Source organism: Nonomuraea sp. ATR24 (assembly GCF_041950485.1).
In the GTDB taxonomy this organism is placed as follows: domain Bacteria; phylum Actinomycetota; class Actinomycetes; order Streptosporangiales; family Streptosporangiaceae; genus Nonomuraea; species Nonomuraea ceibae.
This window is the reverse complement of the sequence record NZ_JBGNUU010000013.1, coordinates 25,281-43,406: the sequence shown is the minus strand read 5'-3', so window position 1 is coordinate 43,406 and position 18,126 is coordinate 25,281. Positions and strand designations below refer to the sequence as shown.

Below are 18,126 nucleotides of genomic sequence, written 5' to 3'. Positions count from 1 at the left end.
TCGGGTTAGCGTGGGTGCGTGACGGCCTACCGCTATGGCGAGTACCACGATGGCCCCGACCCCCTGGCCCCGCCGTACGACGTGCGCGCGGCACTCGACGAGATGGGCGACGCCATCCTGTCCGGCTCCACGCCCGTCCACGCCCTGCGCGACCTGCTCAAGCGCGGCCTGCCGGGCGCCCAGGACCGGCGCGGCCTGGACGACATGCTCAGGGAGGTCCGGCGGCGCCGCCGCGACCTTCGTGAGAGCGGCAGGCTCGACGGCACGCTGGAGAAGGCCAGGGCGCTGCTGGACAAGGCCATCGGGCAGGAGCGCGCCGAGCTGTTCCCCGACCCGGCCGACGACGCCCGGCTGCGCGAGGCCGAGCTCGACGCGCTGCCGGACGACACGGCCGGGGCCATCCAGGAGCTGAGCACCTACCGGTGGCGCTCGGAGGCCGCCAGGCAGACCTTCGAGGAGCTGCGCGACCTGCTGCGGCGCGAGGTGCTGGACGCCCAGTTCAGGGGGCTGCGCGAGGCGCTGGCGAACCCCGACCCGGCGGCGATGGAACGGGTCCGCCGGATGATGGCCGACCTGAACGACATGCTGGAGAAGGACGCCCGTGGCGAGCACACGCAGGCGGATTTCGACTCCTTCATGGCGAAATATGGTGACCTCTTTCCGGAGAAGCCGCGCAACCTCGACGAGCTCGTCGACATCCTCGCCCGGCGGGCCGCCGCCACCCAGCGCATGCTCGCCTCGATGACCCCGCGCCAGCGCGAGGAACTCGGCAACCTCATGAGCCAGACCCTCGACCAGGCCGGGCTCGCCGACCAGATGCGGCGGCTCGGCGAGGCCCTGTACGCGCGCCGCCCCGACCTCGCCTGGGACGCCACCGAACGGCTGACCGGCGAGGAGCCCCTGGGCATGGGCGACGCCGTCACCGCCCTGGAGGAGCTGGCCGACCTCAGCGGGCTGGAGAGCGCGCTGCGCCAGGACTACCCCGGGGCCCGGCTCGACGACATCGACGAGGCCGCCGTGCGCCGCGCCCTCGGCCGCTCGGCGGTCGACGATCTCGAAGCGCTCAAGCGCATCGAACGGGAGCTGGAGGAGCAGGGCTACCTGCTGCGCCGCCGCGGCAAGCTGGAGCTCACGCCCAAGGCGGTGCGGCGGCTCGGCGAGACCGCGCTGCGCCGCGTCTTCTCCTCGCTCGACGCCGGCCGCCGCGGCGACCACGACCAGCACGACGCGGGCTCGGCGGGCGAGCTCACCGGGTCGTCCCGGCCGTGGCGCTTCGGCGACGAGCAGCCCGTCGACGTCGTCCGCACCCTGGTCAACGCCGTCCGCGCCGGCGGCCTGCGTACGGACCCGGCAGGCGGGGGGCGTACGGCGGTGAAGCTGTCCGTGGACGACTTCGAGGTGGCCGAGACCGAGCGGCGCAGCGCCGCCGCCGTCTGCCTGCTCGTCGACCTGTCCTACTCGATGGCCCTGCGCGGCACCTGGGCCGCCGCCAAGCAGACCGCGCTCGCCCTGCAGGCCCTGGTCGCCTCCAAGTTCCCGCAGGACGCCGTGCAGATCATCGGCTTCTCCAACTACGCCCGGGTGCTGCAGCCCGACGAGCTGGCCGGGCTCGACTGGGACATGGTCCAGGGCACCAACCTGCACCACGCGCTGCTGATCGCCGGGCGGCACCTCGACCGCCACCCCGACTTCGAGCCCGTCGTGCTCGTCGTCACCGACGGCGAGCCGACCGCGCACCTGCTGCGCAACGGCCGCTCGGCGTTCGAGTGGCCGCCCTCGCCGGAGACGCTGGAGCTCACGCTGGCCGAGGTCGACAAGATGACCAGGCGCCGGGCCACGATCAACGTCTTCATGCTGGCCGGGGACGACCGGCTCAAGGAGTTCGTCGACGAGGTGGCGCGGCGCAACGGCGGGCGCGTCTTCTCGCCCAGCGCCGACCGGCTCGGCGAGTACGTGGTGAGCGACTTCCTGCGGGTGCGACGGGCGCGTTAGGCCTCGACGAGCCGCGCGTAGAAGTCGAGCGCGACGTCGAACCCGTCACGGCAGTTGCGGTGCGAGCGGTAGCAGGGCCGCCAGGCGCTGCTCGCGCCCACCCCGGCGCGGGCGTCCGCGAGCGCCGCGGGCACCCGCTCCGGCCGGGGCAGCAGCCCGCCGCCGAGATAGCGGACGCCGGACAGCTCCGTGTGCTGACCCGGGGCGCCGGAGACGAAGCGGCCCAGCCGCCAGCCGCTCTCCTCGTCCCACACCAGCGCGGCGCCGTCGGCGAGCCTGACGGTCGCCTCACGCGGCTCGCACGGGCCCTCCCACCAGCCGTCGGCCTCGGCGCCGAGCAGCCCGACGACCCGGCGCACGTAGCAGACCGGCTGCTGCAGCCACTCGTCGGAATACGGCTCGACGTGCTTGATGGCCACGGACGGCACCCCCTTGTGCCCAAACGGTAAGGAAAGACCAGCGGCCATCCACCTTACCCGGGGCGAACTTATTCCGTTGCCAAGCCGTCTAGTCATTACGGACGATATTTACGTCCGGCGGATTCACATCCGGCAGGGGGGAAAGGAGGGGTGTCCCATGCTCGCCATGATTGTCCTGATCCTGGTGATGGTCGTCACCATCGCCGTCACCGAGCTCATCATGCTCGGCTCCCCTGACGGCAAAGAGAGTGTCGAGTCCCCCACCGAGATCGTCGGCGACTAGTCTCTTCCGCATGACGGACCTGCTTCTGTGGCTGCACATCGGTTTCGCGATCTTCACGATCGGGCCGATCACCGCCGCCACCCACGCCGCGCCGCGCGCGATCCGTACGAAGAACGTGCCCGTCGTCCGCACCATCCAGCGCATGACCAGGATCTACAGCGTCGGCTCGCTGGGCGTGCTGGTCTTCGGCATCGTGCTCGGCGTGGTGATGGGCGGCGGGCTGCTCGGCGCCTGGTACATGACGGCGTCGATGACGCTGTTCATCGTCGCCATCGTGCTGCTCGTCATCGTCGACCGCGACCTGCGCGGCGCCGTCCAGGCCCTGGAGAGCGAGGCCGCGGACGACGACGCGAAGGTGCAGGTCGGCCGGATCGCCGCCATCAGCGGCCTGCTGACCGTGATCTGGCTGGTGATCCTCTTCCTGATGGTCGTGCCGGGCAGCTAGCCGAGCGCCCGCGTCAGGTCGGCGAGCAGGTCGTCGATCGTCTCGATGCCGACCGACAGGCGCACCAGGTCGCCGGGCACCTCCAGGGGCGAGCCCGCCGCCGAGGCGTGCGTCATCCGGCCCGGGTGCTCGATGAGCGACTCCACGCCGCCCAGCGACTCGCCGAGCGTGAACAGCTCGGTCCGGTCGCAGATCGCGACGGCCTCCTCCTCACCGCCCGCCACCCGGAACGACACCATGCCGCCGAACCGCTTCATCTGCTTGGCGGCGACCTCGTGGCCGGGGTGCTCGCCCAGCCCCGGATAGAGCACCTGCGTCACGCGCGGGTGCGCGAGCAGCAGGTCGACGACCCGCTCGGCGTTGTCGCAGTGGCGGTCCATACGCACGCCCAGCGTCTTGAGCCCGCGCAGCGTCAGCCAGGCGTCGAACGGCCCGGCCACCGCCCCCATCGCGTTCTGGTGGTAGGCGAGCTCGTCGCCGAGCCCCCGGTCGCGGGCGATCAGCGCACCGCCGACGACGTCGGAGTGGCCGCCCACGTACTTGGTCGTCGAGTGCACGACCACGTCCGCGCCCAGCGAGAGCGGCTGCTGGAGGTACGGCGAGGCGAAGGTGTTGTCGACGACCAGGAGCGAGCCGTTGTCGTGGGCGAGCTGGGCGAGCGCGGCGATGTCGGCGATGCCGAGCAGCGGGTTGGTCGGCGTCTCGACCCACACGACCCGCGTCTTCTGCGTCATCGCCGCGGCCACCGCGTCGAGGTCGCCCAGCGGGACCGGGTCGTAGTGCAGGTCCCAGCGCTCGTTCACCTTGGCGAACAGCCGATAGGTGCCGCCGTAGGCGTCGTTGGGGATGATCACGTGATCCTGGGGCTTGCACACAGCGCGCAGCAGCGTGTCCTCGGCGGCCAGCCCGGAGGCGAACGCCAGCCCGCGCGCCCCGCCCTCCACGGCGGCCAGCGCCTCTTCCAGGGCGGTCCTGGTCGGGTTGGCCGACCTGCTGTACTCGTAGCCGGAGCGCAGGCCGCCCACGCCGTCCTGCTTGTAGGTGGACGTGGCGTATATCGGGGGCACCACGGCGCCGGTCACGGGGTCAGGCTCCTGACCTGCGTGGATCGCCAGGGTTTCGAAACCGTTGGTCATACGGCCACGGTAACGGACGCGGCGCGCCGTTCCTCCTCCCGCTCCTGGGGTGGGGCGACGTGGATGTGCCTGCCGCTCTGCCCCTGGGCTTCCTCGCCGTTGATGCGCGACAGCAGGACCGGGTCCGACAGCGCCAGCAGCACCCCGATGACCAGCCCCACACCCAGCAGTACGAATCCGATGAAGACCATGCCTCCATGCTGCGCCGCGCGCCCCCGCCGCCACCTCGGCTGAAGGGCCGGTCCCTCGGCCCTGGGGTCGGCCGATCGGTCGATACGAGCTGTCCGACTTGCGGCTTAGGCTCAAGGCCGTGGGGGAATCCAAACGCGCCGTCTACTGGATCCGCCGGCTGAGCGAGATCGCGATGCTCGGCTGGCTGGGCATGATGCTCATGCTCGACCTGGTCATCGCCGTCGGCGCGGGCGGGCTGCAGTTCCTCGCGGTGCTGTGCGGCGTCGCCGGCATCACCGCCGTGGTGCTGCGCCGCCGCTACCGCATCGAGTCCTACGCCGCCCTGCTCGGCCTGTCGTTCCTGTCCTCGCTGATCCTCTCGCTCGACGGCGTCCAGGGCGTGCCCGGCACCGCCGAGACCGGCGCGATGCTCATCCTGATCATCGGCGTGCTCCGCCACGTCGAACCCGTGCGCAACGCCGCCATCCTCGCCTGCGCCGGACTGGTCGTCCTGATGGCCGAGACGATCTGGCGCTCCGGGGGCAACGAGGCGTTCGTCTTCTCCTTCATGCTGTTCGTCGGCTGGTCGACGGTCGCGGGGGCCGGCGGCTACCTGCGCTTCCAGCAGGAACGCCGCAACGAGGCCGTCCACTCCGTACGCCGCGCCGAACGGCTGGAGCTCGCCCGGGAGCTGCACGACCTGGTCGCCCACCACATCACCGGCATCGTCGTGCAGGCCCAGGCCGCCCGCACCGTCGCGCAGACCAGCCCGGACGCCGTCGTGCCCGCCCTCGACGCCATCGCATCCGCCGGCAGCGAGGCGCTCACCTCGATGCGCCGCATGGTCACGGTCCTGCGCGCCGAGGAGGCCTCGCGCACCCCCGGCACCTCGCTGGGCGACCTGCGGCTGCTCACCGAGCGGTTCTCGGCGGAGGGGCCGAAGGTCGCCTTCGAGATCGGGCCCGGGCTCGGCGACGGCACGCTGGCGCCCGAGGTGATCACGACGCTGCACCGGGTGCTGCTGGAGGCGCTCACCAACGTCCGCAAGCACGCGCCGCACACGCGGTGGATCGAGGCGTCGCTCAAGCGGTACGAGGCCGCCGTGGTGCTGCGGGTGCGCAACTACGGCTCCGCCGCCGACCCCCGCGTGGCCCGGCTGGGCGGCGGCTTCGGGCTGGTCGGCATGGCCGAGCGCGTCGAGGCCCTCGGCGGCCGCCTCCGCGCCGGCCCCACCCCCCAGGGCGCCTGGGAAGTCCTGGCCGAGTTCCCCACCTGAGCCCCGGGCCTCACGCCGTGCCGGAGACGCCGTCCGCTGCGCTGGGCGGTGGGGTGCCTGGCGCGGCACGCGGGGCGCGGGTGGCTCCGGTGGCGTGTGCCTGGCGGAAGCGGTCGTCGCCCAGGGCGGCCCGGGCCGTGGCGGTGATGCGGTCGACGTCGAAGCGCTCCCCCGCGGCCAGCGGCGTGCCGACCGACCGCCTGAGGGCCGCGGCCTCGCCGAGCAGCTCGGCGGCTCGTACGGCGTCGCCCGCCAGGGCCTCGGCCCCGGCCAGCCCTTCGAGCGCCAGCGCGACCGCCCGCGGGTCGCCCGACGCCCGCGCCGCCGCGTGGCCCGCCCGCTGCCGGGCCGCCGCCGTCTCCGCGTCGCCGCGCTGCTCGGCGGCGAACCCCAGCTCCGCCAGCACGAACGCGATCCCCGGCGTCCCGCGCACCTCCTCCAGCCAGCCGAGCCAGGGCAGCAGCAGCGCCTCGGCCTCCGCGTGGCGTCCGCGCCGCCGGGCGCTCATGGCCAGCCCGAGCACGGCGTGCTCCTCGGCCGACTTGTACGACTGCTCCACGGCCAGCCTGCGGGCCCGCTCGTGGTAGTCGTCGGCCCGCGCGTAGTCGCCCTCCAGCAGCGCCACCCGGCCCACCGCCGACAGCCGGAACGCCACCTCGAACCCGAGCTCCTCGGCCAGCTCCAGCGCCTCCTCCCGCAGCCGGGCGGCCTCGGCGTAGTCGCCGCGCATCTCGGCCAGCCGGTCGAGCGCGTCCATAGCCTCGATGCGCCCCCACCCGTCGCCCAGCTCGCGGAAGATCGCCAGGCTGCGCTCGCCGTCGCGCCGCATCGCGTCCAGGTCGGAGCGCACGGCCGCGAGCTTGGCCCGTAGCTGGAGCGCCGCCGCGACGCCCCAGCGGTCGCCGAGCTCCTCGAACGCGCGCAGCGCCCGCTCCACGGCCTCCTCGTGCGCCCGCTGGTCGCCGTACGCCCAGCGCACCTGTGCCGGGAGCCAGTCGGCCAGCGCCCGCCCCGCCCGGTCGAGCCCGTCGCGGCGGATGGCGGGCGCCGACTCCCCGATGGCCAGCGTCATCCCGGCCAGCCACACGGACGCCACGGCCGCCTCACGTTCCTGCTCCGGCCCGGCGCCGGGCGGCGTGGCGGCCAGCGCGGCGGCGATGGACCTGCGTGCCTCGCCGAGCCTGCCGCGCAGGAACCAGTACCAGGCCAGCGCGTTGACCAGCCGCAACGGCCGCGGCCCGGCGAGCGCGAGCCGGAAGTTGGCCGCCTCCCGGTCGAGCCGGTCCAGCCATTCGCGCTGGCGGCTCCCCCGCAGCTCGGCCCGTTCGGCGAGGGCCGTGTAGTAGCGCGCGTGCCGCTCGCGGATCGTCTCCTGCTCCCCGGCCTCCCGCAGCCGCTCGGCGCAGTAGGCGGCCACGGACTCCAGCAGCCCGTAGCGCGGCCCCGGCGTGACGAGCGACCGGTCGACCAGCCGGGCGAGCGCGTCGAGCACGTCCACGCCCGGCTCCGCGCACACCTCCTCGGCCGCCTCCAGCGTGCACCCGTCGGCGTGCGCGGCCAGCCGGCGCAGCACGATCCGCTCGTGCTCGGGCAGCAGCTCCCAGCTCCAGTCGAGGGTCGCCCGCAGGGTCCGCTGCCGGGCGGGCGCGTCCCGCATGCCGGCGGTCAGCACCCGGAACCGGTCGTCCAGCCGGTGGGCCACCTCCTCCACGCCGAGCGCCCGCACCCGCGTGGCGGCCAGCTCCAGGGCGAGCGGGATGCCGTCGAGCCGCCGGCAGATCGTGGCGACGGCGGGCCCGGCCTCGATCCCGGCCCGCGCCGTGAACAGGCGCACCGCCGCCGCCTCGGTGAGCGGCTGTACGACGCGGACGACCTCGCCGGTGACGCCGAGCGGCTCCTGGGCCGTGGCCAGCACGCGCAGCCCAGGCGCGGCCCGCAGCAGCGCGGACACCACCTCGGCGGCCTGCTCGACCAGGTGCTCGCAGTTGTCCGCCACCAGCAGGGCGTCCTTGCCCGCCAGCGCCCCGGCCAGCCGTTCCACCAGCCCGGCCGCGCCGTCGTCGCGCACGCCCAGCGTGGCGGCCAGCGCCTCGCCCACGTCGGCGGCCCCGGCCAGCTCCACCAGCCATGCCTCCCCGGCCGTCGGCGGCCGTACGCCCCGGGCGGTCTCCAGGGCGAGGCGCGTCTTCCCCACCCCGCCGGGCCCGGTCAGCGTCACCAGCCGGTGGGCGGCCAGCAGCCCGGCGACCTCGGCCACCTCCGCGTCCCGCCCGATCAGGTCCCCCACCGGAGCGGGCAGGTTCCCCCGCCCGGGCGGTCCGGCGGCGGGGCCCGGTTCGCGCGCGGCCGGCCCGCGTCCCGTGGGCGGGGCCGTGCGGGCCGTGCCGTCGGCTTCGGAGGGGAGGGCGGGGTCCTGGCGGAGTACGGCCTGGTAGAGGGCCGAGAGAGCGGGTGAGGGGTCCACGCCGAGCTCGTCGGCCAGGCGTTCGCGCAGCGCGGTGAACGCGGCCAGCGCCTCGCCCTGCCGCCCGCCCCGGTAGAGGCTGCGCATGTGGGCGGCGACGAGCCGTTCGCGCAACGGGTGCGCGGCGACGAGCCCGCCCAGGTCGACGCGTGCCCCGAGCGCGAGCCGTACCTCCGCCTGCTCCTCCAGCGCCGTGAGGCGCAGCTCCTCCAGGCGGGCGATCTCCGCCTGGGCGAACCCGTCGTCGGCGAAGTCGGCGTACGCGGCCCCCCGCCACAGGCTCAGCGCCTCGTCGAGCTGCGCGGCGCGCTCCTCGGCCCCGGCGGCCTGCCGCAGGCACAGCTCGCGGAAGCGGTCGGCGTCGACGTCGGCGGCGGGGAGCCGGTAGCCGGCGGGCCCGTGCACGACGAGCCGGGGGTCGCCGAGCGCGCGGCGGAGCTGGGAGACCCGGGCCTGGAGGGTGCCGGCGGGGTTGCGCGGCGGCCGTTCGCCCCACAGGTCGTCGACGAGCCGGTCCACCGGCACGGGCGCGCCGCCGTGGACGAGCAGGTCGGCGAGCAGCGCCCGGACCTTGGCCTCGGGCACGCGCACCGTACCGCCGTCGTCGTCCCACACGGCCAGCGGGCCGAGCACCCCGAATCGCACCACGTCAGTGCCAACCCGTAGCGGACCGGAAGGAATTCCGAAGCGCTCGCGGTCAGGGTGAACCCATGAGTGAAGTGACGATGATCGGCCTCGGGCCGATGGGCGCGACGATGGCCGAGACGTTCCTGGCCGCGGGCCATGACGTGACGGTGTGGAACCGTACGGCGAGCAAGGCGGACCCGCTGGTGGCCCGGGGGGCCAAGTGGGCGGACTCGCCGGTGACGGGCGAGCTGCTGGTGGTGAGCCAGATCAGCTATCAGGCGATGTACGACAGCTTCGGCGACGCCAGGCTGGACGGGAAGGTGGTGGTCAATCTCTCCTCGGACACGCCGCAGGCGTTGCGGGAGGCGGCCGAGTGGGTGGCCGGGCGGGGCGGCACGCTGGTGACGGGCGGGATCATGGTGCCGCCGCCCGGCATCGGCAAGCCCGGCGCGTACGCCTTCTACAGCGGCCCCAAGCCGATCCTCGACCGGCACGCGAGCACGCTGGAGGCGCTGTCTGAGGTCACGTACGTGGGCCACGACCAGGGTCTGGCGATGATGTACTACCAGGCGCAGCTGCTGGTCTTCTGGTCGTCGCTGACGAGCTACATGCACGCGATGGCGCTGCTGCGCACGGCCGGGGTGGCGCCGTCGGAGTTCGTGCCGTTCGCCCGGGAGACGTTCACCGGCCTGGGCTCCGACGGGCCGATGGGCTTCGCGAAGATCCTGGCCGAGGAGTTCGAGGCCGGCGTCTACCCGGGCGAGCTGAACAGCCTGCACATGCAGGCCGAGGGGCTCGGCCACGCCGTGGCGGCGCTGGAGGATGCAGGGCTGGAGACCACGGTGCCGCAGGCCCTGCGCCGGCTGTTCCAGCGCGCCGACGCCGAGGGGCGCGGCCATGAGGGCCTGGGCACCGTGATCAAGTCGATCATGAAGCCCTAACGGCCGGCCAGGAACGCGAGCAGGTCCTGCCGGGTGAGCAGCCCGGCGGGCTTGCCGTCCTCCAGCACCACGGCGGCGTCGGCCTTCTCCAGCACCTCGACCGCGCGGGACACGGGTTCGCCGCTGCCGATCATGGGCAGTGGCGACGACATGTGCTGCGAGATCAGGTCGTCGGAGGAGAGCTTGCCGTGGTAGAGGGCCTCCAGCAGGTCGCGCTCGACGATGGAGCCGACCACCTCGGCCGCCATGACGGGCGGCTCCTCCTTCATGACCGGGAGCTGCGACACCGAGTATTCGCGCATGATCGAGATGGCGGTGCCGACGGACTCGTGCGGGTGGGCGTGCACGAACTCCGGCAGCCCCGGCCCCTTGCGGGCGAGCACGTCGCCGACCCGGCCCTCCTCCGAGGCGGTGGTCAGGAAGCCGTAGTCGGCCATCCAGTCGTCGTTGAAGATCTTCGACAGGTAGCCGCGCCCGCCGTCGGGCAACAGCACCACGACGGTGTCGTCGGGCCCGGCCTTGGCCGCCACCTGGAGCGCCGCGACCACGGCCATCCCGCACGAGCCGCCGACGAGCAGCCCCTCCTCGCGGGCGAGCCTGCGGGTCATGTTGAAGGAGTCGCGGTCGGACACCGCGATGATCTCGTCGCAGATGTCCGTGTCGTAGGTGGCCGGCCAGATGTCCTCGCCGACCCCCTCGACCAGGTACGGCCTGCCGGAGCCGCCCGAGTAGACGGAGCCCTCGGGGTCGGCGCCGATGATCCGGACGCGGCCGTCGGACACCTCCTTGAGGTAGCGGCCGGTGCCGCTGATCGTGCCGCCGGTGCCGATGCCCGCGACGAAGTGCGTGATGCCGCCGTCGGTCTGCTCCCACAGCTCGGGGCCGGTGGAGTGGTAGTGGGACTCGGGGTTGTTGACGTTGGAGTACTGGTCGGGCTTCCAGGCGTTGGGGATCTCGCGGGCCAGCCGGTCGGAGACCGAGTAGTAGGACTCCGGGTGGTCGGGCGAGACCGCGGTCGGGCACACGACGACCTCCGCGCCGTAGGCCCGCAGGACGGAGATCTTGTCACCGGCGACCTTGTCCGGCACCACGAACAGGCACCGGTAGCCCTTCTGCTGGGCCACGATGGCCAGGCCGACGCCGGTGTTGCCCGAGGTCGGCTCGACGATCACGCCGCCGGGGCGCAGCTCGCCGGACGCCTCGGCGGCCTCGATCATGCGGACCGCGATCCGGTCCTTGACCGATCCGCCGGGGTTGAAATATTCGACCTTGGCGAGCACCTGGGCCGGCAACCCCGCCGAGACCTTGTGCAGCCGGACGAGCGGAGTGTTGCCCATCAGCTCGACCAGGGAATCATAAACGCGCACCGAGGTGTTCACCTTCTTTACCGAAGCTTGGTCAGCTGGTCCGGGGCCGAGATCCCGTACGGTTGGCAGGCCCTCGGCTAGTTTCATGCAAACGCTACCGCCGAGTTCGGTTGGGAGGACACACGTGGTCTGGCCAGCGGGCATGGCGCGTGCGGCGCGCAGGATCGCGACAGCCGCCGCGCTGGGGGGAGGAGGCCTGACGGCGCTCGGCGCGACCGCCTACGGCCTGCTGATCGCGGAGGGCATGCTGGCCCGCAAGACGATCGGGCGCCCGCACGGCATGGACGGCCCGTTCTCCGACGGCGACTACGGCGACTTCCCCGGCGAGCCGCTCAAGCTGGCCATGCTGGGCGACTCCACCTCTGTCGGCCTGGGCCTCACCGATCCGGGCAAGACCCCCGGGGTGCTGATCGCGTGCGGCCTCGCCGCCGTCGCCGAGCGTCCGGTACGGTTGCGCGTCGTCGGCAAGTCGGGCGCGGCCTCGGCCGAGCTGGCCGAGCAAGTGGACGCCGCGCTCGAACTCCGCCCCGACGTGGCCGTGATCTTCGTGGGCGCCAACGACGTCATCACCCAGACCTCGCCCGCCACCGCCGTGCGCCACCTGACCAAGGCCGTCAGGCGGCTGCGTGAGGCCGGGGCCGAGGTGGTCGTCGGCACCTGCCCCGACCTGGGCACGGTCCGGCCCATCGCGCAGCCGCTGCGCTGGGTGGCGCGGCGGTGGAGCCGCCAGATCGCCGCCGCCCAGACGGTCGGCGTGGTCGACGCGGGCGGCCGTACGGTGGCGTTCGCCGACCTCCTCGGCGAGGAATTCCACGCAAATCCGGGCGAAATGTTCGGACCGGATCGTTTCCATCCATCTGACCGAGGTTACGCCCAGGCCGCTTACGCGGTGCTACCTTCTGTATGCGCCGCGCTAGGACTGTGGCCCGAGCCTCGGCCCGCGCGCGGCGAAGGACTGCAACCGATCTACCTTGCGGCGGCCACGGCCGCGGAGGAGCCCGGCACCGAGGTTTCCGCGACCCGGGTCGACGGGCGGGCCAGCGGCACCCACGGCAAGTGGGCCAACCTGTTCCGCCGTCGCCTCGGGGAGGGGCTGAACGACGCCTGAACCCGGTCACCCTCCGAGCCGGGGCCGTCACTCGTCGTCCACCTTTGGAGTGAATTGCCCGTGCTCCGGCCTCTCGCGAAACCGGCTCTCGCCCTCGCCGGAACCCTGGCCCTGGCCGGCTGTTCCAACAGCGATGCAGCCACAGCCAGCTTCCCGACCTGGCACAACAACGAGATCAACGCCGTCAGCCGGATGGCCGCCGCCGGCGGGGTGGTCACCGCCACCGCCATGAAGCCCGACGGCACGCTGGAGACCGTCACCCTCGACCAGGCCAGCGGCAGGAAACTCTGGGCCCACCCCGCCACCATGGCGGGCCGCCTGCCCGGCATGGGCGTCTCGCCCCCCGCCCTCGTCGACACCGGCAAGGGCGCCGTCATCGCCGCACTCGACCCCGCCAAGAAGGGCCGCTGGAACGCCACCCTCATCACCCGCGACGCCCGCACCGGCAAGCAGCTGTGGACCCGGCCCATCCACTCCACCTTCGGCCCCCAGCGCTGCGGCCCCTACCTCTGCCTGTCGGAGCACACCGCCCTGTCCAAGGCCCGCGTCGTCGTCCTCGACCCCGCCACCGGCAAGCTCATGTGGAAGCTGCCCGGCATCGCCGAGGTCGAATGGTCCGACGCGAGCCGGGTCCTCATGCTCCGGCTCGCCGCCAACCCCATGATCGAGTCGTACGACCTCAAGACCGGCAAGCTCCAGTGGCAGCAGCCGATCGAGCAGGCGCTCGGCCCCGGCATCGACATGTCCGGCGGCTGGGCGTTCGGCTCGACCGGCGACAACCTGATCGGCTACGTCGCCCCCTACACCAACACCAAGACGAAGAAGGTCTCGGCGTTCGGGCTGTTCTCCATCAAGATCGGCGACGGCACGATCAACTGGATGCGGCCCTCCGTCGTGCGCGTCTACCCCTCGGGCAGCCCCGGCTTCGCCCCCGTCGTCCGGCCCGTCGACCAGCAGGGCGCCTACGGCGGCTTCGCCCGGCTCGACTCCGAGACCGGCCGCGTCGTCGGCCAGATCACCGCCTCCGACGTGCCCGGCTCCGGCTGGTGGCTGGCCTTCCCCAGCCGGATGGAGAAGCTCGGCTTCCTCAAGCACGGCCACAAGGGGTCCGCCTTCGACCTCGTCACCGGCAAGTCCGTCCCCGTCGACGACCAGCGCGGCTGGTCCTTCTGCGTCACCGACCCCAAGCCCCTCCCGCTGCGCGGCCAGGCCCCGGGCTTCTACTCCACGGCCGCGCTGTGCGAGTACGACCTGGCCACCGGCAAGCGCGTGCGCGGCGCGGCGACCCCGCCCGCCTGGTACACCGGCAGCCAGGACGGCTGGCGGCTCTGGCGCGACGAGAAGGGCCACGTCCACGCCACCAACGACCGCACCGCCACCGCCCCCGGCATGTACGGCTGACCTTCCCGCACGGCCCCTGAACGGCCCTGAACGCCCCTGAACGGCCCCGCTCTCCGAAGAACCCGGAGGGCGGGGCGTGATGACTCGGAGGTATTGGAATATAGTTCTAGTCACTGTGCTGACAAAGGAGGGGCCATGCCCGAGGCAGTCATCGTCGCAACCGCCCGCTCGCCCATCGGACGGGCCGGCAAGGGGTCGCTCAAGGAGATCCGCCCCGACGACCTGACCGTCCAGATGATCAAGGCCGCGCTCGCCAAGGTGCCCCAGCTCGACCCGGGGACGATCGACGACATCATGCTCGGCTGCGGCCTGCCCGGCGGCGAGCAGGGCTTCAACATGGCCCGCGTCGTGGCGGTGCTGCTCGGCCTGGACGGCGTGCCGGGCACCACGGTCACCCGCTACTGCTCCTCGTCGCTCCAGACGACGCGGATGGCGTTCCACGCGATCAAGGCCGGCGAGGGCGACGTGTTCATCTCGGCCGGCGTGGAGACGGTGTCGCGGTTCGCCAAGGGCAACTCCGACGCCTGGCCCGACACGATGAACCCGCTGTTCGGCGAGGCGCGGGCCAGGACGAAGGCGTTCGCCGAGGGCGGCCGCACCTGGCACGACCCGCGCGAGGACGGGACGGTCCCCGACATCTACGTGGCGATGGGCCAGACGGCGGAGAACCTGGCCCAGCTCAAGGGGATCAGCCGCAAGGAGCAGGACGAGTTCGGCGTGCGGTCGCAGAACCTGGCCGAGAAGGCGCTGGCCGACGGCTTCTGGCAGAAGGACATCACGCCGGTGACGCTGCCCGACGGCACCGTGGTGAGCAAGGACGACGGCCCGCGTGCCGGCACCACGTACGAGAAGGTCGCGGCGCTGCAGCCGGTCTTCCGCCCCGACGGCACGGTCACGGCGGGCAACTGCTGCGCGCTCAACGACGGCGCGGCGGCGGTCGTGGTGATGAGCGACGTGAAGGCGGCCGAGCTGGGCATCACGCCGCTGGCCCGGATCGTGTCGACGGGCGTCACGGGCCTGTCGCCGGAGATCATGGGGCTCGGCCCGGTGGAGGCGAGCAAGCAGGCGCTGGCACGCGCCGGCATGGCGATCGAGGACGTCGACCTGGTCGAGATCAACGAGGCGTTCGCCGCCCAGGTGATCCCGTCCTACCAGGACCTGGGCATCGACCTGGACCGCCTGAACGTCAACGGCGGCGCGATCGCCGTCGGTCACCCGTTCGGCATGACGGGCGCCCGCATCACCTCCACGCTGATCAACAGCCTCCAGCACCACGACAAGAGCATCGGACTGGAGACGATGTGCGTCGGCGGCGGCCAGGGCATGGCGATGATCCTGGAGCGCCTGAGCTGATCCGCCCGGCGGGCGTCCTCGCGGCGCCCGCCGGATCTCCGGTACGGGACGGTCAGCGGTGGACGTCGGGGCCGGCCCGGTCCAGGGTGATGCGCATGACGACGCGGCGCTCGCGCCTCATCGCCTCGCGGTAGTCGTCCCAGTCGGGATGCTCGCCGGAGATGCCGCGGTAGTAGGCGACCAGGTCGTCCATGGCCTCCGGCAGCGAGACGATCTCGGCGGTGCCTTCGACCTGCACCCATTCGCCGAAGAAGCCGTCGGTGAAGGCGCAGACGGCGACCCTGGGGTCGCGGCGGGCGTTGCGCGTCTTGGCTGCGGCCTCCCTCGTGCTCACGACGACGCGCCCGGCGTCGTCGACCCCCACGACCACCGGCGACATCTGCGGGCGGCCGTCGGCGTGCGTGGTCAGGAGGATGGCCCGGTGGTTGCGGGCCAGAAAGTCACGTGCTCTGTCGAGGTCCATGCGGCCATGATCGCGTGCTCGCTTCCGTGGGTGCCAGCACGCGCGGCCGTGTCATGGGTCCGCGCCCGTGCGGGGCACGGGCGCGGGTCGACGACGAGGGCTTAGATGAAGCCCATGCGGTTACGGCGGTGCCGCTCGTGTTCGTGCACGATCGCGGCGGCGTAGCCGTGGGTCAGCCCGTGCTCGTCGGCGAGCCAGTTGGCCCGCTCGTCACATCTCAGGAACGACGGGCCGTTGTCGATGGCTTGGAACCACTCGGGGAGTTCGCGTCCCGTGATGGCAGGGACTCTGGCGATGAGCTTGGTCTGCGTCTCCGGTGAGTGGTTCAAGGACATGGGCACCTCCACGGATTAAGGCCTTTTGTTGACACTGCAACACAGGCAGAGATATGGCAAGGCCCCAAGCCCGGAGGATCTTGTCACGGCGGGTAGATTTCCGGTCGCGCAGCGAAAGGGCCCCGCCGGTCACCGGCGGGGCCCTTTCCGTGACGGTCCGGGGGTCAGTCGCTACTGGTGAAGTAGGACAGGAACCGGAGCACCTCCAGGTAGATCCAGACCAGGCTCAGCGTGAGCCCGAAGGCGCACTGCCAGGCGAACTTCTCCGGGGCGCCCTGCTTGACGCCCTGCTCGATGGCGTCGAAGTCGAGGAGCAGGAAGAAGCAGCCGAGCAGGATCATCGCGGCGCTGAACACGTAGCCGAGCGGGCCGGCCTCGCGCAGCCCGAGCCCGCCATCGACGAAGAGGCCGGCCAGCAGGTTGACCAGGACCAGGCCGAGCGCGGCGATCGCGGCGGCGATCACGAACTTGACCATCTTCGGGGTGACGCGGACGATGCGCAGCGTGTAGACGGCCAGCATGCCGGCGAACGCCATCGCGGTGCCGAGGACCGCCTGCACCACAATGCCGCTGATCGCGCCCTCGAAGACCCGGCTGAGCGCGCCGAGGAAGACGCCTTCGAAGACGGCGTAGCCGAGGATCAGCGCCGGGTTGGTGCTCTGCTTGAACGAGGCGATGAGGCCGAGCACCAGCGCGACGATGGCCGCGCCGATGGCCACGCCCATGGACACGTTGAGATACCACGCCGCGCCGGCCGCCACGACGAGCGCGCCCAGCGTCATGAAGCCGCGGACCACGACGTCGTCGATCGTCATCGTGCGGAAGGCCGGGGGCGCCGGCGGGGTGTACGACGGAGCGTCGTACATGTGCTGCAGCTGGTCAGGGGTCGGCGCCTGGCCGCCCCAGCCGGTCTGCTGCCGCGATCTGCTGAATACGGGGTTCTTGCTCTCCATCGCTGCCTCCTGTGCGCCGAGCCTATGGGACCGGACGGCACCTAGGTCAACTCGCGCTCGGATCTATGTAGTTTCGAGACTTCAGCCGGGAGGTCAACGAACGCCGCGCCGCGGAAGTTCCCAGGCCGCCGCAGCCGAAAAAGAAGCATTTCCCATGGTAGAAGCCGGTGCCCCCGGCGGGATTCGAACCCGCACGTCAACCCTTTTAAGGGGTTTGCCTCTGCCATTGGGCTACGGGGGCGCCGCAATCATACGAAACGGACCATGCTTCCGAGGAGCACAACTTCGCATCAGGCGTCACAAGTGTGAAGTCTGCGGTGAAGTGATAGGGCTCCAGACACTCTGTCCAGGAAGAGTACGCCGTCCAGATGGTCCAGTTGGTGCTGAATACACCGAGCTTCGAATGCATCCGCTTCGATGGTGACGGGCTTCCCGGTTCCTGGCAAACGCCCATGTACGGTGATACGCGACGCTCGCCGTACATCTCCTAAAAGGCCCGCTATGGAGGCGCAGCCCTCGCGGCCGCGGTCCCAGTGGGACGCCCCCGTGAGGCGAGGGTTGACGATGACGAGCTCCCCGGCCGACGAACGGCTCCGAGGGTGGCGGCCGGCGTCGAAGGCGATCAGCCGCCAGCTCAGCCCGATCTGGGGAGCCGCCAGGCCGGTCCTGGCGGGCTCGTGACGCAGCGTGGCGAGAAGGTCGGCCGCGGCGGCGACGACCTCGGGAGCGGTGGGGTCGACCTGTTCGGCGGGCGACGACAGCAGCGGGTGCGGGGCGCCGAGGAGCGTACGGGCGGTCCCCGGCCGTACGCTCACAGCAGGTCCGGTTCGACGGGACGGAAGGTGATCTCCGAGTCGAGGCCCGCGCCGACGTTGGCCAGCCTGCGCATGAGCGCGGCCACGTCCACCTTCTCCGGCAGCTCGACATCGGCGATGAGCACGTACAGGCGGCCGGACAGGCGGGTGCTCATGCCGGTGATGTTGCCGCCGTCGGCGGCCAGGACGGCGCTGATCGCCGAGATGATCCCCGGCCGGTCGGGGCCGTGCACGGTGAGCACGTAGCCGATCCCGTTGGTGTGGGCGCGGAAGTAGCGCCTGGCCTCGACGGCGGAGGCGGTCACCACCGCGTCGGGCACGCACAGCCTCTCCAGCAGGTCGTCGGAGCTGAGGTCGCCGGAGACGAGCAGCATCATCGCGACGTGGCCGCCGAGCAGCGTCATCGTCGAGTCGTGGATGTTCGCCCCGCAGTCGGCGAGAGCGCCGGTGACCTCGGCGATCACGCCTGGCCTGTCGACGCCGAGCACGGTCACCGCTGATAGCCCCACCGGCGGCACCCCTTTCTAGTTCCGTCAGCGGGTGCCGAAACGCCCCGGCGGGACCGCCGGGGCGCTGC

18 protein-coding genes and 1 tRNA gene are annotated in these 18,126 nt (G+C 72.3%); 8 read left to right on the top strand and 11 right to left on the bottom strand.

The genetic code is table 11. The features are described from left to right. Positions 1-18: 18 nt before the first annotated feature. Positions 19-1,992, top strand: coding sequence for a VWA domain-containing protein (locus tag ACBI99_RS28405; protein ID WP_375073914.1), 1,974 nt, complete (start codon positions 19-21; stop codon positions 1,990-1,992). On the opposite strand, the gene ACBI99_RS28400 is transcribed toward ACBI99_RS28405, so the two are convergent. Then, a complete protein-coding gene (locus ACBI99_RS28400) occupies positions 1,989-2,411 on the bottom strand; it encodes a DUF6292 family protein (protein ID WP_308125750.1) in 423 nt (140 codons plus the stop codon). The two genes, ACBI99_RS28405 and ACBI99_RS28400, sit on opposite strands and share 4 nt — an antisense overlap. Before the next feature lie 157 nt (positions 2,412-2,568). Here ACBI99_RS28400 and ACBI99_RS28395 point away from each other — a divergent pair, with 157 nt between their 5' ends. Then, a complete protein-coding gene (locus ACBI99_RS28395) occupies positions 2,569-2,694 on the top strand; it encodes a hypothetical protein (protein ID WP_281426989.1) in 126 nt (41 codons plus the stop codon). 10 nt (positions 2,695-2,704) lie between these two features. Beyond that, positions 2,705-3,139 (top strand): DUF2269 family protein, encoded by a 435-nt coding sequence (locus tag ACBI99_RS28390; protein WP_219505036.1) that lies wholly within the window; start codon positions 2,705-2,707, stop codon positions 3,137-3,139. Here ACBI99_RS28390 and ACBI99_RS28385 read toward each other — a convergent pair. Both ACBI99_RS28385 and ACBI99_RS28380 read right to left on the bottom strand, forming a co-directional pair. Beyond that, positions 3,136-4,275 (bottom strand): cystathionine gamma-synthase, encoded by a 1,140-nt coding sequence (locus ACBI99_RS28385; RefSeq protein ID WP_375073913.1) that lies wholly within the window; start codon positions 4,273-4,275, stop codon positions 3,136-3,138. The genes ACBI99_RS28390 and ACBI99_RS28385 overlap by 4 nt on opposite strands. After that, positions 4,272-4,466, bottom strand: a complete 195-nt coding sequence (locus ACBI99_RS28380) for a hypothetical protein (protein ID WP_219505040.1) — start codon at positions 4,464-4,466, stop codon at positions 4,272-4,274. Before ACBI99_RS28380 ends, ACBI99_RS28385 begins: the two co-directional genes overlap by 4 nt. A gap of 119 nt (positions 4,467-4,585) precedes the next feature. Here ACBI99_RS28380 and ACBI99_RS28375 point away from each other — a divergent pair, with 119 nt between their 5' ends. Then, a complete protein-coding gene (locus ACBI99_RS28375; protein ID WP_219505042.1) occupies positions 4,586-5,722 on the top strand; it encodes a histidine kinase in 1,137 nt (378 codons plus the stop codon). A gap of 10 nt (positions 5,723-5,732) precedes the next feature. On the opposite strand, the gene ACBI99_RS28370 is transcribed toward ACBI99_RS28375, so the two are convergent. Beyond that, on the bottom strand, positions 5,733-8,834 hold the full coding sequence (locus tag ACBI99_RS28370) for a BTAD domain-containing putative transcriptional regulator (RefSeq protein WP_375073912.1): 3,102 nt from the start codon (positions 8,832-8,834) through the stop codon (positions 5,733-5,735). A gap of 62 nt (positions 8,835-8,896) precedes the next feature. On the opposite strand from ACBI99_RS28370, the gene ACBI99_RS28365 reads away from it, so the two are divergent. Further along, complete coding sequence (locus ACBI99_RS28365) at positions 8,897-9,754, top strand: NAD(P)-dependent oxidoreductase (RefSeq protein WP_219505044.1); 858 nt, start codon at positions 8,897-8,899, stop codon at positions 9,752-9,754. On the opposite strand, the gene ACBI99_RS28360 is transcribed toward ACBI99_RS28365, so the two are convergent. Further along, complete coding sequence (locus ACBI99_RS28360) at positions 9,751-11,121, bottom strand: cystathionine beta-synthase (RefSeq protein ID WP_219505045.1); 1,371 nt, start codon at positions 11,119-11,121, stop codon at positions 9,751-9,753. The two genes, ACBI99_RS28365 and ACBI99_RS28360, sit on opposite strands and share 4 nt — an antisense overlap. 124 nt (positions 11,122-11,245) lie before the next feature. On the opposite strand from ACBI99_RS28360, the gene ACBI99_RS28355 reads away from it, so the two are divergent. The 3 genes from ACBI99_RS28355 (at position 11,246) to ACBI99_RS28345 (ending at position 14,983) form a co-directional block, all read left to right on the top strand. Next, positions 11,246-12,229, top strand: a complete 984-nt coding sequence (locus ACBI99_RS28355) for an SGNH/GDSL hydrolase family protein (protein ID WP_308125752.1) — start codon at positions 11,246-11,248, stop codon at positions 12,227-12,229. Positions 12,230-12,289: 60 nt separating this feature from the next. After that, positions 12,290-13,630, top strand: a complete 1,341-nt coding sequence (locus tag ACBI99_RS28350; RefSeq protein ID WP_375073911.1) for a PQQ-binding-like beta-propeller repeat protein — start codon at positions 12,290-12,292, stop codon at positions 13,628-13,630. A gap of 135 nt (positions 13,631-13,765) precedes the next feature. Beyond that, a complete protein-coding gene (locus tag ACBI99_RS28345; RefSeq protein WP_219505047.1) occupies positions 13,766-14,983 on the top strand; it encodes an acetyl-CoA C-acetyltransferase in 1,218 nt (405 codons plus the stop codon). A 52-nt stretch (positions 14,984-15,035) separates the two neighbouring features. Here the strand turns inward: ACBI99_RS28345 and ACBI99_RS28340 are convergent, their stop codons facing one another. From ACBI99_RS28340 to ACBI99_RS28315, 6 genes are all read right to left on the bottom strand, one after another. Then, on the bottom strand, positions 15,036-15,446 hold the full coding sequence (locus ACBI99_RS28340) for a PPOX class F420-dependent oxidoreductase (RefSeq protein WP_375073910.1): 411 nt from the start codon (positions 15,444-15,446) through the stop codon (positions 15,036-15,038). 101 nt (positions 15,447-15,547) lie between these two features. Then, the gene (locus ACBI99_RS28335; RefSeq protein ID WP_101788372.1) at positions 15,548-15,781 is read right to left on the bottom strand and encodes a DUF4287 domain-containing protein; all 234 of its coding nucleotides are present in this window, start codon (positions 15,779-15,781) and stop codon (positions 15,548-15,550) included. Between the two features lie 164 nt (positions 15,782-15,945). Beyond that, complete coding sequence (locus ACBI99_RS28330) at positions 15,946-16,734, bottom strand: Bax inhibitor-1/YccA family protein (RefSeq protein WP_357586256.1); 789 nt, start codon at positions 16,732-16,734, stop codon at positions 15,946-15,948. Positions 16,735-16,902: 168 nt separating this feature from the next. Then, positions 16,903-16,975: transfer RNA gene (locus ACBI99_RS28325), tRNA-Leu, on the bottom strand. A 49-nt stretch (positions 16,976-17,024) separates the two neighbouring features. After that, positions 17,025-17,549 carry a peptide deformylase gene (locus tag ACBI99_RS28320; RefSeq protein ID WP_357586254.1) on the bottom strand — a complete coding sequence of 175 codons (525 nt, stop codon included), beginning with the start codon at positions 17,547-17,549 and terminating at the stop codon, positions 17,025-17,027. Next, positions 17,546-18,058, bottom strand: coding sequence for a glycine cleavage system protein R (locus ACBI99_RS28315; RefSeq protein WP_219505053.1), 513 nt, complete (start codon positions 18,056-18,058; stop codon positions 17,546-17,548). The genes ACBI99_RS28320 and ACBI99_RS28315 overlap by 4 nt, the downstream gene beginning before the upstream one ends. Positions 18,059-18,126: the final 68 nt, after the last annotated feature.

What these genes read in the sequence shown, in the direction of transcription:
- ACBI99_RS28390 (WP_219505036.1), top strand. Translation starts at nt 2,705, where the DNA reads ATGACGGACCTGCTTCTGTGGCTGCACATCGGTTTCGCGATCTTCACG.
- ACBI99_RS28335 (WP_101788372.1), bottom strand. Translation starts at nt 15,781, where the DNA reads ATGTCCTTGAACCACTCACCGGAGACGCAGACCAAGCTCATCGCCAGA.
- ACBI99_RS28365 (WP_219505044.1), top strand. Translation starts at nt 8,897, where the DNA reads ATGAGTGAAGTGACGATGATCGGCCTCGGGCCGATGGGCGCGACGATG.
- ACBI99_RS28395 (WP_281426989.1), top strand. Translation starts at nt 2,569, where the DNA reads ATGCTCGCCATGATTGTCCTGATCCTGGTGATGGTCGTCACCATCGCC.
- ACBI99_RS28385 (WP_375073913.1), bottom strand. Translation starts at nt 4,275, where the DNA reads ATGACCAACGGTTTCGAAACCCTGGCGATCCACGCAGGTCAGGAGCCT.
- ACBI99_RS28330 (WP_357586256.1), bottom strand. Translation starts at nt 16,734, where the DNA reads ATGGAGAGCAAGAACCCCGTATTCAGCAGATCGCGGCAGCAGACCGGC.
- ACBI99_RS28340 (WP_375073910.1), bottom strand. Translation starts at nt 15,446, where the DNA reads ATGGACCTCGACAGAGCACGTGACTTTCTGGCCCGCAACCACCGGGCC.
- ACBI99_RS28380 (WP_219505040.1), bottom strand. Translation starts at nt 4,466, where the DNA reads ATGGTCTTCATCGGATTCGTACTGCTGGGTGTGGGGCTGGTCATCGGG.
- ACBI99_RS28345 (WP_219505047.1), top strand. Translation starts at nt 13,766, where the DNA reads ATGCCCGAGGCAGTCATCGTCGCAACCGCCCGCTCGCCCATCGGACGG.